Here is a 23,778-nt window from a genome sequence, read left to right on the forward strand (position 1 = left end):
TACTATAATGGAATCACTGATTCATAAATTCAAAAAAGTAGCCCCTGCGGCCGCCCTGCTGATGGCAGTGGTCGGTGGCACGGCACTACAGAGCTGCAGCAGCGGACCTGGGGAGGGTAGCGCTACAGCTGCGGGAGTCTCTTCCGATGCAGCCTCTGCCGTGTATGTGGCGCCAGGCAAGCATGACGAGCTCTACTCGTTCCTGTCAGGCGGCTTCAACGGACAGGTGTCTGTCTACGGTCTTCCTTCTGGCCGCCTGCTCAAAATCATCCCGGTGTTCACGCAGCACGGTGAGAACGGCTACGGCTACAGCGAAGAGTCAAAGGCTATGTTGCAGACTTCCCACGGTTTTGTTCCCTGGGATGACTTGCACCACCCGAAACTCTCCCGTACCGATGGCCAGACCGACGGCCGCTGGTTGTTCGTGAACGGTAACAACACGCCGCGCGTGGCCCGTATCGACCTGAAGACCTTCGAGACCGTGGAAATCATGGAAATCCCGAACTCAGCCGGTAACCACTGCTCGCCATACCCTACCAACAACAACGAGTACGTGATTGCAGGTACCCGCTTCTCCGTTCCGCTCGACATGAAAGGCGGTACCGGTGACGTGAGCCTCGACAAATACGAAGAGGAGTTCAGAGGCTCCATCTCCTTCATCAAAGTAGATCAGGAGAAAGGCGACATGGACCTGGACTTCCAAATCCTGGTGCCTGGATTCGACTACGACCTGGCTAACGGTGGCAAAGGCCCATCAGAGGATTGGGTTTTCTTCACAACCTACAACTCTGAGAAATCAGGTACTTTGAAAGAAGTAGGCGCTTCTCAGAACGACCGGGACTACCTGGCGGCTGTGAACTGGAAACTGGCGGCCAAATATGCCAAAGAAGGCAAGGCCCGCGAGATGCCAGCCAACTACTACCACAACAAGGTGGACAAGGACTCGCACATCGCTAAGTCAACTGTGAAGAAGTCAGTGCGCTACCTCCTGCCGGAAGATTGCCCAGGTATGATGTACCTGCTGCCAGCTCCTAAGTCTCCGCACGGTATCGACGTGGACCCTAGCGGCGAGTTCATGGTAGTGAGTGGCAAGCTTGCCTCCGCTATACCTGTGTTCTCTTTCTCTAAGATGCAGGAAGCCATCAAGAACAAGGCTTTCGACGGCGAGAAAAACGGCATACCTGTGCTGAAGTACGAGTCTGTGCTGAAAGGCGAAGTGAAAGAGCCAGGCCTGGGACCATTGCACACCGAGTTTGACGGCAAAGGCAACGCCTATACCTCTATGTTCGTGTCTTCTGAAGTAGTGAAATGGAAGTTGAACGAGCTGGAAGTGGTGGACAGAATGCCTGTTTACTACTCCGTAGGTCACTTGATGATTCCTGGTGGTGACACGAAAGAGCCGCATGGCAAGTACCTGGTGGCGATGAACAAAATCACCAAAGACCGCTACCTGCCAACCGGACCTGAACTGGCCCACTCTGCGCAGCTGATTGACATCTCAGGCGAGAAAATGAAGATGCTGCTTGACTTCCCAACCGTAGCTGAACCGCACTACGCACAGGCCATAGTAGCTTCCAAAGTGGCTCCGAACAGCACCAAGTTCTACAAGCTCGACGCGAACAAGCACCCACACGCTGTGAAGAAAGAAGCCGATGTGAGTGTGAAGCGCGAAGGCAAGAATGTGATACGTGTGAAGATGACAGCCATCCGAAGCCACATGACCCCAGACAACATTGAGGGTGTGCAGGTAGGTGACACCGTGTACTTCCACGTGACCAACCTCGAGCAGGACTGGGACGTACCGCACGGATTCGCGGTGATGGGAGCCAACAACGCTGAGACCCTCATCATGCCGGGTGCCACACAGACCCTGACCTGGGTACCGAAGAAAGCCGGCGTGTTCCCCTTCTACTGCACAGACTTCTGCTCTGCGCTGCACCAGGAAATGCAAGGATACATCCGGGTATCTCCTAAAGGATCTAACGTTCCGATTACCTTCTCAACCGGTAAGAAGAAACAAAACATACCAGGGGTAGCATCAACTAAATAAGGCTCCAACTGGGTAAATCAGCGGAGGTTACCCAAAGTAACCTCCGCTGATTCTTTAAAGCGAGTTGCGATAGCACTTCAGTATAGCAGGAGCATCATCCTGAGGTCTCAGATGGATAGGAGATAGGGGATGAACAGAGCTGAAGCAGACAATAAGACAAAGCTCCAAACGCAACCTATTTTTCAATCATCTTAAAAAGATAAAAGGATGAAAACTTACCAAAAAGCGCTGATGATTGTGGCAGCCTTATCACTCGGTCTCTTGTTCATGTTTCCTATGTGGAAGATATACCTGAAGGCCCCACAATACCCCGAAGGACTTGAACTGCACATCTGGGTGAACAAGCTCGGCGGCAGCTCTGAGAGCGTACTCCAAAACTTCAATATCCTGAACCACTACATCGGTATGGAAGCCATCCACGCCGAGTCCTTTGCCGAGTTGCAGTATATGCCCTACATCGTTGTCTTCTTCATGATAACCGGTGTGTTGGTTGGCCTGATTGGCAAACAGAACCTGGTGCTGGGCTGGAGCGGGCTGCTCATGCTGGGTGGTGCCGTCGGCATACTGGACTTCTACCTCTGGCTCGTGAAATTCGGTACCAACCTGGACCCCATGGCCGCCATCAAAGTGCCGGGCATGACCTACATCCCGCCGCTGCTGGGCAGCAAGGTATTGCTCAACTTTGAGGCCTTGTCTTTGCCGGCGTGGGGTAGTCTGGGTATCTTCTTGGGAATCAGCCTGTCGTTGCTGGTATGGATACTGGGCCGCAAGGCCGCCCCATTAAGCCAGGCAAGAACCCCGAAACATGCAGTGGCATGAGAACACTGCTGAACATCTTTGTGCTGGTGCTGCTCATAGTGGCCATCAGCTGCACACCAGAACCGGAACCCATCGCCTACGGAGGCGCCAACTGCGCCCACTGCAACATGACGGTGGCCGACAACCGCTACGGAGCCGAGCTGGTGAATGACAAAGGCAAGCCCTTCTTCTTCGACTCAGCCGAGTGCCTGATGGCCTACGTGAACGAACAACCGGAACAGGGCGAAAAGGCTGCTTTTCTGCTGGTGACGGACTATACCAGACCCAATGAACTGATAGACGCACGCGATGCGCATTTCCTGCAGGCGAAAGCCCTGCCAAGCCCCATGGGCATGTACATGACCGCTGTAGCCGACCAGGCTGCAGCTTTAAAAATCCAAGCGGAAGTAGGCGGTCGCCTGCTCACTTGGAACGAGGCGGTGACAGCCGTACAACAAAATGAAAAACCTGACTAACATACCTTTTGTGATAAGCACTTTCGTGCTGCTGCTGATGGCGACTTCTGCCGTCGGCAGTACATTGAAAGTGTGCACCACTTGCTCCTATACCTCTGTGAAACAGGCGATAGCCAAAGCCAAACCCGGCGACACCATCCTGATTGAAAGCGGGGTATACCAGGAGCACGGAATTGAGATAAACAAACCCTTGACCATCTTAGGGCGTAACAACCCGGTAATAGACGGCAACTTCAAAGGCCAGATTTTCACCATCACATCCGACAACGTGACGGTGGAGGGACTTACCTTGAAGAACATTGCCACCAGCTATACCCGCGACGATGCCGCCATCCGTGTGGTGGAGCGCAGCAACGTCCGTATACTTAACAACACCATCTTGAATACCTTCTTCGGCATATACCTCCAAAACTCAGACAACTGTGTGATAAAGGGCAATGTGGTGACGGGACAGGATGTGACCGATATGAACGAATCGGCGCTGGGCAACGCCATACACCTGTGGTACTGCGATAATGCCGTCATCAGCAACAATCGGGTAAAAGGCCACCGCGATGGCATCTACCTGGAGTTTGTGAAGGACAGCGAGGTGAAAAACAACCTGAGCCAGAACAACCTGCGCTACGGCCTGCACTTCATGTTCTCTGACCGCAACGTGTATACCCACAACATCTTCCGTAAGAACGGTGCCGGTGTGGCCGTGATGTATACCCGGGACATCCGAATGGAAAACAATACCTTTGAAGACAACTGGGGTGCCGCGGCGTACGGCCTGCTGCTGAAGGATATCAGCAACAGCGTCATCCACAACAACACGTTCCGTCGCAACACCACCGGTATTTACATGGAGAGCTCTAACCGTCTGGACATACAGCGCAACAGCTTTGACCGCAACGGTTGGGCCATCCGGCTGCTGAGCAGCTGCTCCGACGATGTGTTTAAATTGAATAACTTTACAGGAAACTCTTTTGATGTATCCACCAATGGTAACTCCACCCTGAACACCTTCAGCAACAACTACTGGGACAAGTACAGCGGTTACAACCTGGACAAAGACCAGGTAGGCGACGTGCCGTACCGCCCGGTGAGCCTGTACTCCATGCTGGTGGAGCGGGTGCCGCCATCTGTGATGTTTATGCGCAGTTTCATGGTGGACATGATGGATAATATTGAGAAGGTGCTGCCTAGCTTCATACCAGAGAACCTGGTGGACGAGCAGCCCATGATGAATAAGATAGATTATGATAACGATAGAAAACTTGCGCAAGTCGTACGGTAAGCTTCAGGTCCTGAATGATGTGTCTGTCACTTTCGATGCAGGGAAAGTGGTTTCTGTCATAGGACCAAACGGTGCAGGCAAGACCACCGTGAGCAAGTGCATACTGGGTATGGTGCTGCCCGACAGCGGCGACATCAGAATAAACGGCGAGAGTGTGCTGAACAAGCACGCCTACCGGAGCCAAATCGGCTATATGCCGCAGATAGGGAAGTACCCCGAAAACATGAAAATCCGGCAGGTAATCGAGATGATTCGCGACATCCGGAAAGACGTGAAGGAGGTGGACGAAGAGCTAATCGGTCTGTACGGACTGAAGGACATGTACGACAAGCGCATGGGCTCCCTGTCGGGGGGCACCAAGCAGAAGGTGAGCGCGGCACTGGCCTTTATGTTCAATCCGCAAATCCTGATTCTGGACGAGCCCACCGCTGGCCTTGATCCCATCTCCGCCGAAATCCTGAAAAGCAAAATCCTGAAGGAGAAGAAGAAGGGCAAGCTGATTCTGATTACCTCGCACATCATGAGCGAGGTGGAGGAAGTGGCCGATGAGGTACTTTGTCTGGTGGACGGGCAGGTGAAATTCCATGAGACCATTAAGAGCATCAAAGCGCAGGCGAACGAGGAAAGACTGAGCCGCGCCATCGCCAAAATCATGAACGGGGAGGACTAAGCCATGAGTAAGATAATCAAATACGTTTTCTACGATATCGTCAAGAACAGAATCGTTCTGGCCTATACCTTGTTTCTGCTGCTGCTTTCGATTGGCCTGTTCAACCTGGGCGGCAGCCCGGACAAAGCCTTGCTGAGCCTGCTGAACCTGGTGCTGCTGACCGTACCGCTCATCAGCATCGTGTTTGCCACTACGCACTTCTACAACTCCTATGAGTTCATAGAGCTGCTGGTGGCGCAGCCCATCAACCGCAAGAAGATATTCATGAGTGAGTACCTGGGTGTGGCCTGCTCGCTATCGGGAGCGTTCGTGCTGGGAGTGGGCGTGCCGGTGCTGGTTTTCGGAGCGAGCACCACAGGGCTATACCTGGTGCTGACCGGTGTCTTCATCACCTTCATCTTCGTGGCCATGGCTTTCCTGGCTTCCGTCATCACCCGCGACAAAGCCAAAGGTATAGGTATAGCCTTGCTGCTGTGGTTCTACTTCGCGTTGATTTACGATGGCATCGTGCTGTTCATCCTGTATTCCTTTGCCGATTACCCGCTGGAAAAAGCCACCCTCGCCCTTACGGCACTCAACCCAATCGACCTGGGCAGAATCATCGTGCTGCTGAACCTCGACGTGTCGGCACTGATGGGCTATACGGGTGCGCTCTACAAGAGTATCTTGGGAAGCCTATGGGGGATAGGTTTGGCCTTCGGATTGCTGTTGCTCTGGATTATCGTGCCGGTAATGGGCTCCAGAAGGATTTTCTCGCGAAGGGATTTGTAAAGTATCAGACCTCTATTTAAGAATTAGTCATTAACGAAAAGAGCGCCGGAATCAATCCGGCGCTCTTTCTTTTTATGGTGCTTTTAGCGACTACTGCTCCTTCCTGTCATCAATTTCGGTTGCAGATGTTATGGTGTCGATTTCGAAGTTCTCTGCTGAGTCGGAGTCCATTTCCAGTTGAGGGTTTTGTTCTTGCCCAGCCCCGATTTCTACCTCTTCATTTATCGTGTTATCCTCCCTTTCTGCATCCGTATTGTTGCCACCGCAAGCAAATGCAATCAATCCAATCGATATAAATAATAGCTTTTTCATAGTATTCTTTTTGGTTGCAGTCCTTTAAAACGCGCTACCTATCAGTTAGTTACACTTATGTGAGGTGCTAATGAAAAACTATATGAGAAAACTAAGTTAGCCATGCACTTACAGGCCAAACAATAACTGTCAATGAATCAATGCGTAAGACACTAACAAACTATGCCAAATTTCCAAAAGCCTTAAACAATTATGAAAAAACGACCAGTCACAACCAACAAAGCTTTTGCAGCCCGCCTTCTAAAGCCTGTACAACATGGATTCGTAGCCATACTATGTGGCGCACTGCTGTTCAGTTGCTCTTCAGGCGAGAACGAAAACAAGGGTGCTGATGCACAGGAACAGACCGGCCTGGCCCACCAGCAACCCGAGGCTCCAGTAGAGGATAACGGATTAGGAATCGGACCTATCACCTCCGTTGAGGTAAGCGCCGATATTGACCAAGCCCTGGCAGCTGAAGGTAAAACCATCTTCGAGAGCAAATGTTCAGCCTGTCATACCTTGACCGACCAAAAAGTAGTGGGACCAGGACTTCTGGGGGTTACCGAGCGACGCAAATCAGAGTGGATTATGAACATGGTCATCAACCCGGAAGAGATGACCAAAAAAGACCCTACCGCCAAGAAACTGCTGGCTGAGCACTTGACGCAGATGACTAATCAGGATATCTCTGAGAAGGATGCGCGTGCCCTTTTAGAGTTCATGAGATTGAACGATTTAGAAGCTCAAGGAAAGTAAACCAACCCAATTTACTATGCTAAAATTGACGTATGATTTCAAGAGGCTGTCGAACAGGTTGCAGAGCATGCTCCTGCTGTTGACAGCCGGTGCCGTGCTGCAAAGCTGCGGCGACTCTGACAAGGCCAGCACTGCAAACGACTCCGTGGCAGACGATGCCGCCCAGGCGGTTTATGTAAAGCCTGGCGAGCACGACGAACTGTATTCCTTCCTGTCAGGCGGTTTCAACGGACAGGTATCGGTATATGGCATTCCGTCGGGCAGGCTGCTGAAAGTGATTCCGGTGTTCTCGCAGTTTCCTGAAAATGGTTATGGTTACAACGAGGAGACCAAGCCTATGCTGATGACTTCGCACGGATTCGTTCCTTGGGATGACTTGCACCACCCGAAACTCTCCCGAACCGATGGGATGGCAGACGGCAAATATCTATACGTGAACGGCAACAACACTCCCCGCGTGGCGAAAGTGGATTTGACGACTTTCGAGACCGTAGAGATTATGGAGATACCCAACTCAGCCGGTAACCACTGCTCGCCGTACCCAACCAATAACAACGAGTACATTCTAGCGGGTACACGCTTTAGCGTGCCGATAAACACCGATAAAGCTGGAGTGGCAGATGCTAGTCTGGCAGAGTATAAAGACAAGTTCCGTGGCTCTATCTCTTTCATCAAGACAAATGAAAAGGATGGCCAAATGGAGCTGGACTTCCAGGTACTGGTACCAGGCTTCGACTATGACTTGGCCAACGGTGGCAAAGGTCCATCCGGAGACTGGGTATTCTTTACGACCTACAATACCGAGAAAGCCTCTACACTGAAAGAACTCGGTGCCTCCCAGAACGACCGGGATTATTTGGCAGCCATCAACTGGAAACTGGCCGCCAAGTATGCGGCAGAGGGCAAAGCGCATGAGATGCCTGCTAATTATTATCACAACGTCATGGACCACGGCACGCACAAAGCCACCTCTAATGTTAAAAAGACGGTTCGCTACTTGCTTCCCGAAGAGTGCCCCGGTATGATGTATCTGATTCCAGCGCCTAAATCACCACACGGCATCGACGTGGACCCAAGCGGGGAATACATGGTGGTGAACGGTAAACTGGCCTCTTCGCTTCCTGTCTTCTCTTTCTCTAAAATGCAGAAGGCCATCGAGAACAAGGATTTTGACGGCGAGGTGAATGGCATACCTGTTTTCAAGTACGAGTCTGTGCTGCATGCTGAGGTGAAAGAGCCAGGCCTGGGACCGTTGCACACCGAGTTTGACGGCAAAGGAAACGCTTACTCTACCATGTTCGTGTCCTCAGAAGTGGTGAAGTGGAGTTTGGAAGACTTCCAGGTGAAAGACAGACTGCCGGTATACTACTCTCCTGGACACCTGCTCATACCTGGCGGCGATACCAGAGAGCCTTATGGCAAGTACCTGGTGGTGATGAACAAAATCACCAAAGATCGCTACCTGCCAACCGGGCCTGAACTGCTGCACTCGGCACAGCTGATTGACATCAGTGGCGAAAAGATGCGCATGCTACTCGACTTCCCAACACTAGCCGAGCCGCACTACGCACAGGCCATACCTGCTGACAAGGTTGCGCCTAACAGCGTGAAGTTCTTCAAACTGGACCAGAACACTCACCCGGATGCTGTGAAGTCGGAGAAGGATGTGAGTGTGACACGCCAGGGCAGAACCGTAAAGGTGAACATGACCTCCATCCGAAGCCATTTCACACCAGATAACATTGAAGGTGTGCAGGTAGGAGATACCGTGATTTTCCACGTGACCAACCTGGAACAGGACTGGGACGTGCCGCACGGATTTGCGGTGATGGGTGCTAACAACGCCGAGACCCTCATCATGCCAGGCGCTACCCAATCGCTGAGATGGGTGCCGAAGCAGGAAGGCGTGTACCCCTTCTACTGTACTGACTTCTGCTCAGCACTGCACCAGGAAATGCAGGGTTATGTGCGGGTTTCGCCAAGAGGAGCCAATGTTCCGCTGAAGTTCTCGACGGGTGAGAAAAAACCAGTACCGCCAGCTCAGGCATCAGTTAATTAAATTGCTCTGAGTTGGCTACACAGCGGGGTTTGTCTTGGGCAGGCTCCGCTGTGTTTTTATAGGGCTAACCTTAACAACAAAAGCGATGAACGTATACCTGAGAATACTGATGGTGGTGGCAGCCTTGTCACTGGGCCTGCTGTTCCTATACCCCATGTGGAAGATTTACCTGGAAGCACCCCAATATCCGGAGGGGTTGGAGCTCCACATCTGGGTGAACAAGCTCGGAGGCAGCTCTGAGAGCGTACTGCAGAACTTCAACATCCTGAACCACTACATCGGTATGGAAAAAATCAATCCGGATTCCTTCGCCGAACTGAAGTACATGCCCTACATCGTGGTGCTCTTCATGGTCACCGGTGTACTGATTGGGCTGATTGGCAAACCAAAACTGGTGCTGATATGGGTGGTGCTGCTGGCTATAGCCGGGGCTGCCGGTATACTGGACTTCTACCTCTGGCTCGTGAAATTCGGCACCAACCTGGACCCTACGGCGCCTATCAAGGTACCCGGTATGACCTACATTCCTCCTTTGTTTGGAAGCAAGCAGTTGCTTAACTTCTCAGCGCTCTCACTGCCTTCCTGGGGAGCCCTGGGCATATTCCTGGCGATTGTGATAGCTGGTGTGGTATACGTCGTAAGCAGGAAACATACGAAACGAGAACTAACCTATTCGTGACCCTTAAACGCATGAAATCCAAGTCTATTCATACGCTTAGCCTGCTGGCTATGCTCTTTCTTTTTGCCGCCTGCTCCGTGGAGCCTCAAGCCATTCCGTACGGGCAGGCCAACTGCACGCACTGCAACATGACCATTTCGGACAACAGGTATGGCGCCGAACTGGTAAACGACAAAGGAAAAGCGTTCTTCTTCGATGCGGCCGAGTGCCTGGCTGCCTACGTATCCGAGCAACCCGAGCTGCAGGAGAACGCTTCTTTTGTGCTAGTGACGGACTATACCAACCCGGGAAATCTGATAGAGGTAAAAAACGCCCATTTCCTGCAGAGCCCGAAACTACCCAGCCCCATGGGCATGAACCTGACGGCGCTGGCAGATGACTTAACCGCTAAACAAATGGAGCAGAAGCATGGCGGGACCCTGCTTACCTGGGACCAAGTGCTTACTGCTGTTCAAAACGATGCTAAATTTCACTAAAAGGCTCCTGCAGGTGGCTGGCACCCTGCTGCTACCGCTGAGCATACAACCGGTCATGGCCAACACCCTGGAAGTCTGCAAGACCTGCAGCTATACCTCCGTAAAGCAGGCAGTGCAACAGGCTGCACCCGGAGACACGGTGCTCGTTACGGGCGGCACCTACCAGGAATCTGGAATCGAAATTAAAAAACCGGTACACCTGCTTGCCCAAAACAAGGCGGTGATAGATGGCAATTTCACAGGCCAAATCATCACCGTGATGGCCGATGATGTGACCATTGAAGGATTCACGCTGAAGAACATCGCCACCAGCTATACCCGCGACGATGCCGCCATCCGCGTGCTGCAGCGCAGCAACATCCGCATCCTCAACAACACCATCCTGAACACCTACTTTGGCATTTACCTGCAGAACTCAGAAGACTGCGTAATCAAGGGCAATGTGGTGAAAGGGGAGCGGGGCGACAAAACAGAATCGGCGCTGGCGAATGCTATCCACCTGTACTACACCGACAACGTGGACATCAGTGACAACGTGGTACAGGGACACCGTGACGGCATCTACCTGGAGGTGGTGAAAAACAGCAAAGTGCACCGCAACACCAGCCAGGACAACCAACGCTATGGCCTGCACTTCATGTTCTCCAACGGCAACACCTATACCTACAACATCTTCCGGAACAACGGGGCCGGCGTGGCCGTGATGTATACCGATGACGTGCGGATGGAGCACAACACATTTGAGAATAACTGGGGCGCCGCCTCCTACGGCCTGCTCTTAAAGGACATCCGCAACAGCGTCATCCACAACAACACGTTCCGGCGCAACACCACGGGCATACACATGGAGAGTTCGAGCCGGCTGGACATCAAGAACAACGACTTCGAGCGCAATGGCTGGGCCATCAAACTAATGACCACCTGCGTAGACGATACTTTCCGACTGAACAATTTCACGGGTAATTCATTTGACATCAGCACCAACGGCACAAGCCAGCAGAATCATTTTGAGAACAATTACTGGGAGAAATACACAGGCTACGATTTAGACAAAGATGGTATAGGTGATGTGCCATACCTGCCGGTGAGTCTGTACTCCATGCTGGTGGAGCGGGTTCCGCCGGCCGTCATGTTCATGCGCAGCTTCATGGTGGACCTGATGGACAACATGGAGAAAGTGCTGCCCAGCATCATACCCGACCAGTTGGTAGACAACCAGCCTGTCATGAAGAGGATAGACCATGGTAACGATAGAAAACTTGCACAAGTCCTACGGAAAACTGAAGGTGCTCCGGGACGTGAGCGTTGAGTTCGGCGAAGGGCAGGTAGTGTCCATAATCGGGCCGAACGGGGCAGGCAAGACCACCATGGGCAAGTGCATACTGGGTATGGTGCTGCCCGACAGCGGCGACATCAGACTGAACGGGGAGAGCGTGCTCCGAAAACATGCCTACCGCAGCCAGATTGGCTACATGCCGCAAATCGGTCGCTACCCCGAGAACATGAAGATACGGCAGGTGGTGGAGATGCTGCAGGACATACGCAAAGATGCTGCCCATACAGATGAAGAATTGATTGGACTGTATGCGCTGGAGAGCATGTATGAGAAGCGCATGGGCTCCCTGTCGGGCGGCACCAAGCAGAAGGTAAGCGCAGCGCTGGCCTTCCTTTTCGACCCGCAGGTGCTCATCCTGGATGAACCCACCGCTGGCCTCGACCCCATCTCGGCCGAAATCCTGAAAAGCAAAATCCTGAAGGAGAAGAAAAAGGGCAAGCTGATTCTGATTACCTCGCACATCATGAGCGAGGTGGAGGAGGTGGCTGACAAGGTGCTTTGCCTGGTGGACGGGCGCATCAAGTTCTATGAAACCCTTGACTTCCTGAAGGAGCACACCCAGGAAGACCGGCTGAGCCGCGCCATCGCAAAACTCATGGAGGAGGACGAAAATTTGCAGTAGGGGCTAGTGCCTCCCGCCATAAACAGAACGCGGAACTGGCGCTTAGCGCCGGTTCCGCGTTCTGTAAAGGTATAGCGCACCTTAATCCACTTGGTCGGCGGCGTACCACTCGGCAAAGGACTTCTCCGTTTCCCAGAGCTTGAGGCTATGCAACTCCACGTTGGGCGGTAGCAGGTGTCCGATGCGCTGCTTGAAGTCGATGAGCATATTCTCGCAGGTCGGTTGGAAAGGCGTGAGCACCAGTTTGTGGTTCAGGTGTCGGAGCGCCTCCACCAGTTCCTGCGGCGCATCCTGGCGCAGCAGCAGCGCATGGTCTATCGGCTCCACAATCGTTTCCTGCACCAACTTTTTCAGCTCCTTGAAGTCCATTACCATCCCATCGTTTGGGTGCGCCTCGTTCACGATAGGCGTGCCGATGATGGTCACCTCCAACCGATAGGAATGTCCGTGTATGTTGCGGCAACCGCCCTTGTAATTCTGCAAAGCGTGCGCTGCCTCAAACGTGAACAGGCGGGTCAATCGTATTCTACTCATAAGCTGCTATACCTTCTGGTTGGCCAGTTGCAATTGGTCCTCTGCTTCTAACAATTCATCCAACATCAGCACGTGCTTCTCCAACTGGTCCTGGAAGAGGGTGGGCAGTATCTCTTTGTAGTAGGCTATACCTTGCTGCAGATTCTGCCAAAAACTCTGCAGGTATTTCTCCTGCTTGTCCGTCATGGTGGCCTGCAGCTCTTCCTTCTTGTTCTTCCAATACGCCACGTACATGTTGAGTTCGTTGATGAACACGTGCGGGCGGTAAGTGTTGTTGAGAATGTTCACGCGGCCATAGATGTGGTCGACCATCTCCTGCAGCTTGAAGATGTTGGAAAAGTAAGCCAGGTTCGGGCCGGGGCAGATGGCTACCGGCCGCGAAGCAACGGCCTTGCGTGCTATACCTAGTTTTACCAATGCCGTGTTGGCCAAGCCTTCGCAGAGACACTCCTTCGCCAGTACTTTTGCCTCTTCCGCTTTGTATTCTTGCTCTGGCAAGCCCAATCCTTGTAACTCCACTAGCTTGTTGCGCTGGTATTTACGGGAGGCCGTGCAAATGGGCTCCTTGGTGAATTCAGTGTTGGATACCAGGTGTTTTTTCTCACAAGGGCTACCAGGCTTGCCTTTCGCTATCCGCGCCAATGTCAACGCCTCGCTGCTGGTACCGCGCAGGGAGTTGAAGGGCACGCCTAATGGCGATATCGGGCTCAGGTATAGGTCTTCTTTTTTGGCTCTGGCCAGCTTCTCCATGGTGTCGGCGTCCACGGTGGTGGCTTCGGGCACCAGCAGGAAAGGCGTTCCCCAGCCGGCTGCATCCAGGCCGTAGTGCTGGAGCAGGAAATCGTGCTCTGCTGAGGTACCTATACCTCCCTGCACGGTGATGTGCGTCGTGGGCGCCTGCTCCGGGGTGGCTATACCTTTCGTTCTGAGCGCGGCGCTGTACAAGGTATAGAGCTCTTCCTGCATGGCCTGCCTGTTCTGCTTGAACTCTTCCAGTATCGGCCCCAGCAGGTAACCGTCCGTGGCGAAGGCGTGGCCGCCGCAGTTGAGGCCCGACTCAATGCGGAACTCCGACACCCAGATGCCTTTCTTGGCCAATATCTTGCCCTGCACGAAAGCCGAGCGGTAGTCGCTCACCTTAATCACCACTTGCTTTTGCAGGTAACCATTTTCGTCCGGGAAGAAGCAGGGGAACTGCTCCAGGTAAGAGTACAGGCGCATGTTCATGCCAGCCGAGAAAATAACCGAGGCATGCACGGTGCTATTCGCAAAACCACGCAGTGCGGCCAGCGCATCTGAGTACTCCGACGGAAGCGGATTGCCATCTTTGTCGTAGTTTGTTTTGTCGAGTTTCGTCATGATGTTCACATCGATGCTGCCCGGTACCACGGCTTGCCGCAACGCTTCCTGCATGCTCTTCTTCACTTCCGGGTTGAAGGTCTGCACCATTTTCTGGTAGAGCGTCTTCAGAGGCGATGAGTCAGGCAGCAGCAGGAAATACCGGGTCAACCGGGACTCCGCATCAAAGGTGTCCCGCTTCATCACTTGTACCTGCCTGGCTACGATTCGGTCCGCTAAGTCAAGGTAGGCGGTCACGCGTCGGGCGCGGTAGTCCTCATCTTTGGTGGTGATGGGCATGAAAGGCTCCTGGTATACCTGGCTGTAGTGCTCGCGCATCTGTTCCAGCAGGGTATCGTCGCTCAGGGATATAACCGAGGAAATGCCGTACTGCGCCACTTTCATGGGCGAGTCAATGGAAAAGGCCAAACCCATAACCGGGATGTGGAAGGTGTGCGGTGTGTTTTTAATCATGAATGAAAATGCTGTATCGATTTACTGGTTGATTACTGGTTGTTTTTGCGCCCCGCTCACCTCATGCGAGCGGGCTACGAGGAGGGACTCTGAGTGGAGACAGGAAGATGCTACAGCAGCTTCCGGCGTTTCATCTCCGCCGCCAATAGGCTCAACTCCCGGCTCATCTGTCCGGCGATGGAGGTGTTTTCCTCGGCTCTCCTGATTAAGTAAGGCAATGTGGTTTTCACATCGCCGTAAGGCAGATACTTGGATGCACTGTAGCCCGCGCTGGCCAGGTTGAAAGTCAGGTTGTCGCTCATGCCGTAGAGCTGTGAGAAGTGGATGCGCTGGTGGTACTCCACCATCGTGTGCCGGTTGAGCTGGTTTACCAGGTAGCGGGTGCTCGCCTCGTTGTGCGTGGCGGCGCAGAGTTCCACCCGGTGCAGGTTCTCCAGGCAGATGTCAATGGCCTTGTCAAAGCTGCGGTCGGTGTCGGCTTTCACTGTGAAGACTGGAGAGGGGTAGCCCTGCTCTGCGGCGCGTTCCTGCTCTTTCTCGAGGTAAGCGCCGCGTACAATCTTGATGCCCAGCACCACGTCATAGCCATCGCTGCGCTTGAGCAGGTCAGTCAGGTAAGCAATGCGGTCGGTGCGGTACATCTGGAGCGTGTTGAAGACGACGGCACGGTGCTCGTTGTAGCGGAGCATCATTTTTTCGGCCAGCTCGTCCATGGGCTGCTGCAGCCAGCTTTCCTCGGCATCGAGGTATACCGTAATGTCGGCCTCGGCGGCTGCCTTGCAAATCATGTCGAGGCGCATTTCGGTGCGGGCAAAGGCCGCCTGCTCTTCCTGGCTGAGGGGCTTTTGGTCCTGCAGTTTCTCGAAGATGTCGCGGGAGCCGATGCCGGTGAGCTTCACGCTGATGTAGGGGATGTCGCCGGTGCTTTTGGCCAGACGTACGTTGCGGAGTATTTCGTCCCGCACAAAGTCAAAACCAGGTTCGTCCTCCTGCGCTTCGGCGGCATAGTCCAGCACCGTTTGAACGCGGGCATTCGCCATCCTGCGGATGGCCCGCTGGGCCTCCTGCGCCGTCTCGCCGCCACAGAAGTGGCGGTAGATGGTGCTGCGGATGAGCCCCTTTACCGGCAGCCCCAGCTTCAGCGCCCAAATGGTGGCGATGCCTCCGAGTTTGACCAGCGAAGGTTTGCCCATCATCTTGAAGAGCAGGTGCGCCAGGCGCAGTTCGTGGTCCGACTTCGTACCAAAGGCAACCTCCAGGTTGTCCGGGTCGAAGGATTTGGTCTGTTGTAAAATGGTGTTATTCATATGCGTAAATTTCCTTTTCTGGTTGAGGCTGTTGTTCCGGTTTAGCACGGCGCAGCAGCAAGGTTTGTAGCAGAGGCAAGGCCACGAAGGCTATACCTGCCGCGATGCCTACCCCTGAGATGGCAAAAGCAATGAACCAAGGCCGGAGCTGCTGCATGAGCAGCGCATGTGGCAAGTCAGGTGTCTGCACCTGTAGCACGGCCTTGCCCACGCCGGCCCCAATCAGCGCCACCCAGAACACCAGCAGCGAACCGTTGCTCAGGTATAGGCCGCGCATGATGCGGCGCAACTGTGCCGCGCTGAACCCTCCGAAGTAACGGGTGCAGGCGTAGCAGGCGGAGGCCAGCAACAGCATGGTGTTGATGCCGATGGTGGTGCCCATGGCGTGTGCCACGGTGATGTGGGTGCCGTGGGTATAAAGGTTGATGGCAGGTATAGACATCAGGATGGCCATGAAGAGGTTCAAGAATATCCAGGCGTCGGCCGCAATCAGGAAGCGGTATGGCAGCAGACCGGCGTTCTTGCGGGCATCGGAGAGCGAGCTGCGCCAGGTCCAGATAATCTTACCCAGGATGAGGAGCTCGGTCATGCTGACCAGGTAGGCGGTATAGCGGATGGTGTTGCTGACAGGCAGCGCGTAAATGTGATGGCCCCAGTTGAACATCAGGTTGAAGAGCCCCAGGAAAAAGAAGAAGAACGTGAGCGGTTTCCGGGCCAGGCTGGCATCGCCGCTGAGCCGGCACATGAGGTAAAAAGCCCCGCCGTTAATGAGCATGTTCCAGGAGCCGACCAGCGAGCCGTAGGACTTCCACTGCACGGCCATGTCGCGTACTAAGTGGTCACCGAAATAGGGCAGCAGCCACAAGTAGGACTCGGAGAAGGAGAGGAGGAAAAAAACGATGCCCGACGCCCACATCCAGCGGTAGATGGGCCATGGTCCTTTCTCCCTTCGCACAGACTTGTAAAAGTTGATTCCCAGCAGCAGGAACGAGACGGCGATAGGTATAGCCAAAGCGGGAGGATACTCCCAGTACTCACGCCCTCCGAAGATACCCGCCAGGTAGCAGCACATGATGGTGACGGCCGCCGTCAGCAGGAGCAGGAACTGCAGGTGTCCCAAGGTATAGCCGTTGATATTTTTCCCGTCTTTCTTTATCTGGTAGAGGTATAGCCCGCCGATGGAGGAGAACAGTATCCAGAACACGATGGAAGAAACGTGCAGCGGCCGTAGCCGGGTGAAAGGCAAGGCGTCGCGCAGCTCCTGCGGGAACAGGTATACCAGGCCTCCCAGCACACCGAAGGCCACGCCCGCCAGCAGGAACATTAAACCCGTCATCAGGTATAGCGAGCCCAGTTGCCTATTCACCTGCCACCTCCTTTGCATGTATCTGGCCCAGGGAGTCTATCCTGAAATGTTCACGGGATACTTTCCCGGTCTTATCAGCGTGCTCCAGGAAGGCCAGCAGGGCCGTCACCTCCTGCTCACTAAGTTTAAAATTGGGCATAGTGCCGGTTCCGCCCCGTATGATGGCCTTGGCGTAAGGTATACCTTTGTCGGACACCACGTTGGTGAGGTCTGGCCCTAAATACCCGCCCAGTCCATACAACTGGTGGCAGGAAGAGCAGTTGTGCTGCTGCCAGAGCTGCTTGCCCTCTAAGGCTATTTCCTGTCTGTCGCCCATGGCCACAGCAGGCACCTCCGCCACATACACATAGCCCGTAAACAGAACAAACGCTACGAAGAGGCTGCTGTAAACACTCAGCTGTCCGGTTGGGGAGCGCATCACACGATGTAGGAAGTAAGGCATAGGCGGTGTTGGTTGCAGGCACAAGTTAGGCCGGCTGGCAGGCGGCAGAAATGAGCATAGTCAGGCAGAATGATGACATAGGTCATTTTCTGTCTATTCTCTTTTACAAGTGATAAATGCTGTTTTTATGGTTGAACCTAAGTGACTTAAGTCATTTTGCGGGTGGGTATACTTGCTTAAACTTGCATTGTTAATTCAGTTAAGACATGCATACACCGAACGCCTTTTTCCCAGACCTGATAAACCCGCTTACTTACGCCAGTTACAAAACCCTGGTAGATGAACTTGTGAGCCAGAACGGCACCACCGGCCCCGAGCAGACCGATGAGCGCATTGCCTTCACCAAACTCAACCAGCATCGCATGAAGCGGGTGGAGAAACAATTTGCTATCAACCCGGAATTGCTGGACGCGCTGCAGCAGCCGCGCCCGGAGTGGCACTGGGTGGTGTTGGTGGAGTCCTGGTGCGGCGACGGCGCCCAGCAACTGCCAGCGCTGGCTGCTATTTCAGAGGCCGTTCCTACCATCGAGCTGACCATCCTGCTGCGCGATGAGAACCCCGACTGGATGGATACCTGCCTTACCAACGGCAGCCGCGCCATACCCAAACTGGTCTGCATGAACGCCGATACCAACGAGCGCCTCTTCACGTGGGGCCCGCGGCCGATGGCAATCATGGAGCAGGTGCTGCAGTTCAAGGACAAGTATCCGAATGCCACGAAAGAGGAAATCGGTACGCTGGTGCACACCCTATACGCCCAAGACCGGAGCAAATCCATGCAGCAGGATTTGCTGGAGTTGGTGAAGCGTGCTATACCTGTGGCGCGAGCCGATGAGGAACTCGTGTCCTGAGCAAAGCGGTAATTTTCCGGAGCCGATTTTGTTATACAGTTTTAAGCTATCTACTAAACCTAACCGAAACTAAACATGAAATTCACCTTCGTTTATATTATTTTGGCTAGCCTGGTATCCATGTGCGGGCACGACACCGACCTGGAATCGCAACACACCGAAGTCGTACAGGAAGAGGCGCAGGTGCTATCCCTGAACGGCACCGAGCGCTGGCAGGCTGACGAGCCAACCAACTGGCACGTGCAGCAGTTGCAGGCACTGGTGAAAGAGTATGAGCAGCAGGCGGAAAACAAAACGGCCGAGGCGTACAATGACTTGGGACAGGCCATGCAAGCGGAACTGCAGCTGATGTTCAAGGACTGCACCATGAAAGGGGCGGCCCACGATATGCTGCACACCTACCTGGAGCCCCTGATGGCGGACGTGAAGCTGCTGGCCGAGAAAGACGAAGCCAGCGCTGAAGCGGCCTTAGGACGCATCAGCACCCATTTGCAGGCCTATACCACCTATTTCAAATAAGTGAATGGCGGAAGTCAGGGAAAGACAAGCAAGGTTAAACATAGGACAGGATACCCTGGTGCGGGCACGTATCGCGCTGGGGTATTTTGTGCTGGTGGCCTTGCTGGGCCTTTTCCTGCGCTGGCTACTGGTGTCGCCGGTGGAGGGCGTCAACTTCAAATATTTTCTGCATGCGCACTCGCATGTGGCTTTGTTGGGCTGGCTCTACTGCGCCTTTTTTGCAGCTTTGCTTTACATTTTTCCGGTTGCAACAGTTACTGAGCGCAAGTCGTTCCGGAGGCAGTTTTTCCTGACGCAGGTATCGGTGCTGGGTATGCTGTTCACCTTCCCTGTGCAGGGCTATGCGCTCTTTTCCATCACCTTCTCGACGATGCACATCCTGCTCAGCTACTGGTTTGCCCGCAGCTACTGGCAGCATGTGCAGCTTAACGTCGACACCCGCACACACGGCACTTCCCTGAAGTACATCGGGGCGGCTTTGCTGTTCATGTTGGTGTCTTCCATCGGTCCGTGGGCCATGGGGCCGATTATGGCGAAGGGCACCATCGGCGGTGAACTCTACTACTCGGCCATTTATTTCTACCTGCATTTCCAGTACAACGGCTGGTTCACCTTTGCGGTGCTCGGGCTTTTGTTCTGGTTTCTGGAGCACCACCAAGTATACTTCAACCGAAGCTGGGCCGTGCGTGCTTTCTGGTGGCTGGCGCTGGCCTGTCTGCCAGCCTATGCGCTCTCGGTGCTGTGGACCCAACCGGCAGACTGGGTATACGCCATCGGCTATGTGGCTGTGGCCATGCAGGTGGTGGGCGGGTATTACCTGTTCAAAGTCATCGCGCAGGTATGGTCTGAAACGAAGCGTTTGCTCCAGCCATGGGTACGTGCCCTGGTAGGTCTATCGCTCCTGTTTCTGGTGTTGAAACTGGCCTTGCAAACCGCTTCTGCCTTTCCGTATATGGCGGACCTGGCCTACAAACTACGCTACTTTATCATTGGCTACCTGCACCTGTCGTTACTGGGTTTCGTGTCGCTGTTTATGCTGGCCTTCCTGTTGCAGCAAGGCCTCTACCGACTCGGCCGATATGGCGGTATCGGACTGATTCTGTTTCTGGCAGGCTTCTTCGCTACGGAATTGATGCTGTTCGGGCAGGGCACGTTGCTCTGGCTGGGGCTGACGGCTTTGCCGAGTTTCAACTGGCTGATGTTCTGGGCGAGTGTACCGATGCCGCTGGGGTTGGTGCTGTTGTTTCTGGGGCAGCGGGGGTTGAAGGTGAGTGGGATGGGGAGGATTGTCTGAATCAGGATTGGCAGGATTAAGAATGTCAATAAGTATTTTAGACTGCGTTGTTATCTTAAAGCGGAAACCTCTTTTACTCCACTTTTAAAACGTTTACAGGTTCAATATGTGCCGCCCGAATGGTTTGGGATAGGACAGTCAGTAGCCCGACTATGGCAACCAAACCAAAGCCTATGCTTACATTTATAAAACTTAAATCAACAAGACTGCTGCCTAAATCTTGTCTAATTAAATCACCGCCAAACAAGCCAGCCGGAACACCAATAAGTCCTGCAATTAGGATAAGAATGCCAAAATTACGGGTAACTACCCACACCAGTTCTTTGTTACTTGCTCCCAATACTTTTCTTATACCCAATTCTTTAGTGCGTGTTTCTACGGAGTAACTGGCTATGCCTAAAATGCCCAGACCAGCTATTGTCATGACGATAAGGGCTAAGCCTCCAATAGAACCTAATCTATCTCCAATTCTTAAATAACCATCTTTTAAATTCTGAAGATTTGCTGTTTTTTCAGGAAAATGGTTTTCCCATATGGATTGAATAGCTTTGGTTGCTTCCAATTCTGTATTTGGATTTATTTTTATTGTCAAGGTGGCTATTTCATTTGGCAAATACCTGTATAGTAAAGGATTTGTTTCGCCAATAATTTCATTGGGCATGATGCCAATGACTTGTACATAGGCAGAGTCCAGTAATAGCGTTTGCCCCACTAAAGTCTCCGATTCAGACTCCAGTAATTTTGCGGCAGCTTCATTCACCAACACATATTGCTCAGCACTTTGAGGCATATTTTCAGGAAAATTCTGTCCCGATTTTAAGCTGATACCTTCTGTTTCAATTGTTTTAGGGTCAATACTTACGTAATACATTTCCAATATTTTATCATTTAATGTTACAGAAGATTTGCCCTTTTGCATCGGTTTATAATACCAGTTAGTTGCCAAAGTCGTCTCTACCTGGCTTAGCTGGCTTATTTCGTTTTGCAGGTTTTCATATTTTTCACCTCTTAAATCAAGTGTCAGGATATTAGGTGACACAGTTGATTTGATGATTGCAAGATTTTTCATTTCATAATCAGCTACTATGACAACGACTATCATCAGCATGATGGTCACTGAAAACTGTACGACAATCAAAGCTTTGTAAACAGCAATACTCCGGAACAGTTTGATATTCTTCATTTTACGCAAAACCTGTATGGGCTGAAACGCTGACAATAGCCATGACGGAAATGCCCCTGCGACTAAGCCTGTGATAACTGCGTAGGTCAACAAGCCTAACATTAAGATTGTATCATAAGAAAACGCCACATCCATTTCAGGTATAAAGTGCGTTAAAATTTCAACACATGGCAATGTAAACAACAGAGCAAATAGGGCAATCAGGGTCGATTCTATTAAAAACTGACCAATAATTTGGCCTCTTGTTGCGCCTAAGGTTTTGCGAATACCTACTTCTTTCGCCCGGGAGAAGGCACGTGCCAATGTCAAACTGATATAGTTGAAAGCAGATAAAAGGGTTAAGGCTAGAATCAAAAATAGCTGTGTATTTATGCCCGTCCAATCGGTGCCCGCATTGTGGTCATTTTTGATGTCTTTGTTTCGGGGGGTGATAGCCTCTATGGGTTGTGCCAAAAATTGAAGACTGCTCTTATCCAATTTCTGGTTATAGTTTTGGAGCGTGGTATTGAGCTGCTTTAAATCATCTTCTGATTTTAAACGTGCATAAATTGCTGAACTCTTATAGTCTCCCCAATTTTGAGAACTATTAGGGATTGCTCCTTTCTTCTCAAGCATTTCAGCAGCATGAATAGAACCCATTGCCTCGATGGGTAGGTGTGATTCTAAAGGCGGGTCCTGAATAATTCCGGCAACGGTATAAGAACCTAATTTTTCAAATTGAACAGTTTGCCCTACAGCATTAGTGTTGCCAAATATCTTTTCTGCTGTTTTTTCAGTTAAAAAAAGGGAAGTGGGATTATCAATAAGGCTTTGTGCATTACCTGACAACAGTTTAAAGCCAAAAACATCAAAAAAAGAAGGCTCTGAAAATTTTATGTCAATAGGTACATCACCTCCTTCGGTTTGCAAGTTATGTTTTCCAGCCAGGCGCACTTTCACCGTTTTTTCAATAAAGGAGATACTTTCAATTTGAGGCGCCAAAGGCATTGGAGCTGTTGCCCATTTGGTTTGTTCCACCTCATTTGTTTCTTGTGTGAGTATCCGCACTATCTGATTTAACTTTGGATGAAAATGGTCTGTATCGTGAGTGGCTTTCAGGCCTGTGAAAAGAATAACACCAACCGCCATACTCAGTGACAAGCTCAGTATATTGACTAATGAAAAAAGCTTGTTTTTCCAGAGTATCCGTAAAGCGATTTTGAGATTGTTCCTTATCACGACGTAAAGTGTTGATTTTTATTAAAAAGAGGCTACATACTAAGGGGAATTCCTTTCAATGCCATTGGCAAAGTTAATGCCTAAATTCAACTAATTAGTTATCACCATTTTAGACAATTGTTTGGTTAAACTTCAATCAACTGTTTAGTAGACTCTGTTCGATTTCGAACACTCAACTGTACGATTTGATACACTCAAATGAGACTGCGGCACTTAAATTATCTCAGTGGGTGTTTGCCGTGGAGAAGCTTATTGTTAGGATTGTCAAACGTTTCTTAGTTGTCTGAGAGCATTTGTCGGGTTATAAGGAAGGGCATTGTTGCTTACGGTTTCGCACATGCAATGTGTGAGGCGTCAGCCGAACGTAATCTTTGTGCTTTGTTGGCGTATCGTGTTTTTCACCACTTTATTTCTTCAGTATAGTGTTCTGCGCTATACTCAAGAAAATCTCTAACCTTCGTCTTTGCAATTTCTCTACGTTTAGCTCCCATACTCCACCTTACCACTCCTTTAGACCAGGACAAAGTAGCGAGCCTACCATACAACCTTATGCAAATAACTTTTTAGGAACTGTTGGGCAAGTATATAAAACTACATATTCCAAATATCGTTTCTAACGAGAAACATAAGAATACTACTATGAATAACTTATTCAGAGGATTGCTTGCTGGCTATGGTGCTAAAAAATTAGGCGGAGGATGCTTCAGTACGATTCTAATTTTTGTAATTATTTGGGTGGTACTTGGTCAATGTAGCAGTACATTTAAATCGAACGAAAGCGAAGAAAACACGACCAATCAAACCGAGATAAAAGAATCAGGATTTGTCACTTTATGTGCCCCCGCCATTTGGTAAAAGTTTGTGTGCTGTTATGCTAATTTGCTGCTTCCCCAATCATGGGTGTCAGTAGGGGACATGATACACTTTTTAATTCAGCTAACTACTGTGTAAACGTCACAGTGACGTTTATCTGCAATATATGGGAA

At 51.8% G+C, this 23,778-nt stretch carries 23 protein-coding genes; 16 read left to right on the forward strand and 7 right to left on the reverse strand.

Annotated elements, in window-relative coordinates:
* Nucleotides 1-7: 7 nt before the first annotated feature.
* From nosZ (B051_RS0115845) to B051_RS0115870, 6 genes are all read left to right on the forward strand, one after another.
* On the forward strand, nt 8-2,050 hold the full coding sequence (nosZ, locus tag B051_RS0115845; protein ID WP_018479198.1) for a Sec-dependent nitrous-oxide reductase: 2,043 nt from the start codon (nt 8-10) through the stop codon (nt 2,048-2,050).
* 207 nt (nt 2,051-2,257) lie between these two features.
* The gene (locus tag B051_RS0115850; RefSeq protein ID WP_018479199.1) at nt 2,258-2,869 is read left to right on the forward strand and encodes a hypothetical protein; all 612 of its coding nucleotides are present in this window, start codon (nt 2,258-2,260) and stop codon (nt 2,867-2,869) included.
* Complete coding sequence (locus B051_RS0115855; protein ID WP_018479200.1) at nt 2,866-3,324, forward strand: nitrous oxide reductase accessory protein NosL; 459 nt, start codon at nt 2,866-2,868, stop codon at nt 3,322-3,324. The genes B051_RS0115850 and B051_RS0115855 overlap by 4 nt, the downstream gene beginning before the upstream one ends.
* Entirely contained in the window at nt 3,308-4,603 is a 1,296-nt protein-coding gene (locus B051_RS0115860) for a nitrous oxide reductase family maturation protein NosD (protein WP_018479201.1), read from the forward strand. The genes B051_RS0115855 and B051_RS0115860 overlap by 17 nt, the downstream gene beginning before the upstream one ends.
* Nucleotides 4,566-5,273: an ABC transporter ATP-binding protein gene (locus B051_RS0115865; RefSeq protein ID WP_026236453.1), complete on the forward strand. Its 708-nt coding sequence runs from the start codon at nt 4,566-4,568 to the stop codon at nt 5,271-5,273. Before B051_RS0115860 ends, B051_RS0115865 begins: the two co-directional genes overlap by 38 nt.
* A 3-nt stretch (nt 5,274-5,276) precedes the next feature.
* Nucleotides 5,277-6,044, forward strand: coding sequence for an ABC transporter permease subunit (locus B051_RS0115870; protein ID WP_018479203.1), 768 nt, complete (start codon nt 5,277-5,279; stop codon nt 6,042-6,044).
* A 90-nt stretch (nt 6,045-6,134) separates the two neighbouring features.
* Here the strand turns inward: B051_RS0115870 and B051_RS0115875 are convergent, their stop codons facing one another.
* Nucleotides 6,135-6,356: a hypothetical protein gene (locus tag B051_RS0115875; protein ID WP_018479204.1), complete on the reverse strand. Its 222-nt coding sequence runs from the start codon at nt 6,354-6,356 to the stop codon at nt 6,135-6,137.
* 192 nt (nt 6,357-6,548) lie between these two features.
* Here B051_RS0115875 and B051_RS0115880 point away from each other — a divergent pair, with 192 nt between their 5' ends.
* The 6 genes from B051_RS0115880 (at nt 6,549) to B051_RS0115905 (ending at nt 12,266) form a co-directional block, all read left to right on the forward strand.
* Nucleotides 6,549-7,094, forward strand: coding sequence for a c-type cytochrome (locus B051_RS0115880; protein WP_018479205.1), 546 nt, complete (start codon nt 6,549-6,551; stop codon nt 7,092-7,094).
* 16 nt (nt 7,095-7,110) lie between these two features.
* Nucleotides 7,111-9,153: a Sec-dependent nitrous-oxide reductase gene (gene nosZ / locus B051_RS0115885; RefSeq protein WP_018479206.1), complete on the forward strand. Its 2,043-nt coding sequence runs from the start codon at nt 7,111-7,113 to the stop codon at nt 9,151-9,153.
* 85 nt (nt 9,154-9,238) lie between these two features.
* Nucleotides 9,239-9,832, forward strand: coding sequence for a hypothetical protein (locus B051_RS0115890; RefSeq protein WP_018479207.1), 594 nt, complete (start codon nt 9,239-9,241; stop codon nt 9,830-9,832).
* A gap of 11 nt (nt 9,833-9,843) precedes the next feature.
* On the forward strand, nt 9,844-10,308 hold the full coding sequence (locus B051_RS0115895; RefSeq protein ID WP_018479208.1) for a nitrous oxide reductase accessory protein NosL: 465 nt from the start codon (nt 9,844-9,846) through the stop codon (nt 10,306-10,308).
* Nucleotides 10,292-11,617, forward strand: a complete 1,326-nt coding sequence (locus B051_RS0115900) for a nitrous oxide reductase family maturation protein NosD (RefSeq protein WP_018479209.1) — start codon at nt 10,292-10,294, stop codon at nt 11,615-11,617. The genes B051_RS0115895 and B051_RS0115900 overlap by 17 nt, the downstream gene beginning before the upstream one ends.
* Nucleotides 11,550-12,266 (forward strand): ABC transporter ATP-binding protein, encoded by a 717-nt coding sequence (locus B051_RS0115905; RefSeq protein WP_026236455.1) that lies wholly within the window; start codon nt 11,550-11,552, stop codon nt 12,264-12,266. Before B051_RS0115900 ends, B051_RS0115905 begins: the two co-directional genes overlap by 68 nt.
* An 81-nt stretch (nt 12,267-12,347) precedes the next feature.
* Here B051_RS0115905 and B051_RS0115910 read toward each other — a convergent pair whose 3' ends face one another.
* The 5 genes from B051_RS0115910 to B051_RS22055 all read right to left on the reverse strand — a co-directional run bounded on the left by B051_RS0115910 (nt 12,348) and on the right by B051_RS22055 (nt 17,727).
* Entirely contained in the window at nt 12,348-12,800 is a 453-nt protein-coding gene (locus B051_RS0115910; protein WP_026236456.1) for a 6-pyruvoyl trahydropterin synthase family protein, read from the reverse strand.
* A 6-nt stretch (nt 12,801-12,806) separates the two neighbouring features.
* Nucleotides 12,807-14,612, reverse strand: a complete 1,806-nt coding sequence (locus B051_RS0115915) for a hypothetical protein (protein WP_018479212.1) — start codon at nt 14,610-14,612, stop codon at nt 12,807-12,809.
* Between the two features lie 110 nt (nt 14,613-14,722).
* On the reverse strand, nt 14,723-15,919 hold the full coding sequence (locus B051_RS0115920) for a proline dehydrogenase family protein (protein WP_018479213.1): 1,197 nt from the start codon (nt 15,917-15,919) through the stop codon (nt 14,723-14,725).
* On the reverse strand, nt 15,912-17,303 hold the full coding sequence (locus B051_RS0115925; RefSeq protein WP_071594903.1) for a cbb3-type cytochrome c oxidase subunit I: 1,392 nt from the start codon (nt 17,301-17,303) through the stop codon (nt 15,912-15,914). The genes B051_RS0115920 and B051_RS0115925 overlap by 8 nt, the downstream gene beginning before the upstream one ends.
* Nucleotides 17,278-17,727: a c-type cytochrome gene (locus B051_RS22055; RefSeq protein ID WP_083919460.1), complete on the reverse strand. Its 450-nt coding sequence runs from the start codon at nt 17,725-17,727 to the stop codon at nt 17,278-17,280. The genes B051_RS0115925 and B051_RS22055 overlap by 26 nt, the downstream gene beginning before the upstream one ends.
* A 206-nt stretch (nt 17,728-17,933) precedes the next feature.
* Between B051_RS22055 and B051_RS0115935 the strand changes: the two genes are divergently transcribed.
* From B051_RS0115935 to B051_RS21465, 3 genes are all read left to right on the forward strand, one after another.
* Nucleotides 17,934-18,578 carry a thioredoxin family protein gene (locus B051_RS0115935; protein WP_018479216.1) on the forward strand — a complete coding sequence of 215 codons (645 nt, stop codon included), beginning with the start codon at nt 17,934-17,936 and terminating at the stop codon, nt 18,576-18,578.
* 75 nt (nt 18,579-18,653) lie between these two features.
* Entirely contained in the window at nt 18,654-19,097 is a 444-nt protein-coding gene (locus B051_RS0115940; protein ID WP_018479217.1) for a hypothetical protein, read from the forward strand.
* Between the two features lie 4 nt (nt 19,098-19,101).
* The gene (locus B051_RS21465) at nt 19,102-20,391 is read left to right on the forward strand and encodes a hypothetical protein (RefSeq protein ID WP_018479218.1); all 1,290 of its coding nucleotides are present in this window, start codon (nt 19,102-19,104) and stop codon (nt 20,389-20,391) included.
* Nucleotides 20,392-20,464: 73 nt separating this feature from the next.
* Here B051_RS21465 and B051_RS0115950 read toward each other — a convergent pair whose 3' ends face one another.
* Nucleotides 20,465-22,792 (reverse strand): ABC transporter permease, encoded by a 2,328-nt coding sequence (locus tag B051_RS0115950; RefSeq protein ID WP_018479219.1) that lies wholly within the window; start codon nt 22,790-22,792, stop codon nt 20,465-20,467.
* Nucleotides 22,793-23,431: 639 nt separating this feature from the next.
* Here B051_RS0115950 and B051_RS22210 point away from each other — a divergent pair.
* Entirely contained in the window at nt 23,432-23,647 is a 216-nt protein-coding gene (locus tag B051_RS22210; protein ID WP_157578946.1) for a hypothetical protein, read from the forward strand.
* Nucleotides 23,648-23,778 lie beyond the last annotated feature (131 nt).

This window comes from Pontibacter roseus DSM 17521, assembly GCF_000373265.1.
Classification (GTDB): domain Bacteria; phylum Bacteroidota; class Bacteroidia; order Cytophagales; family Hymenobacteraceae; genus Pontibacter; species Pontibacter roseus.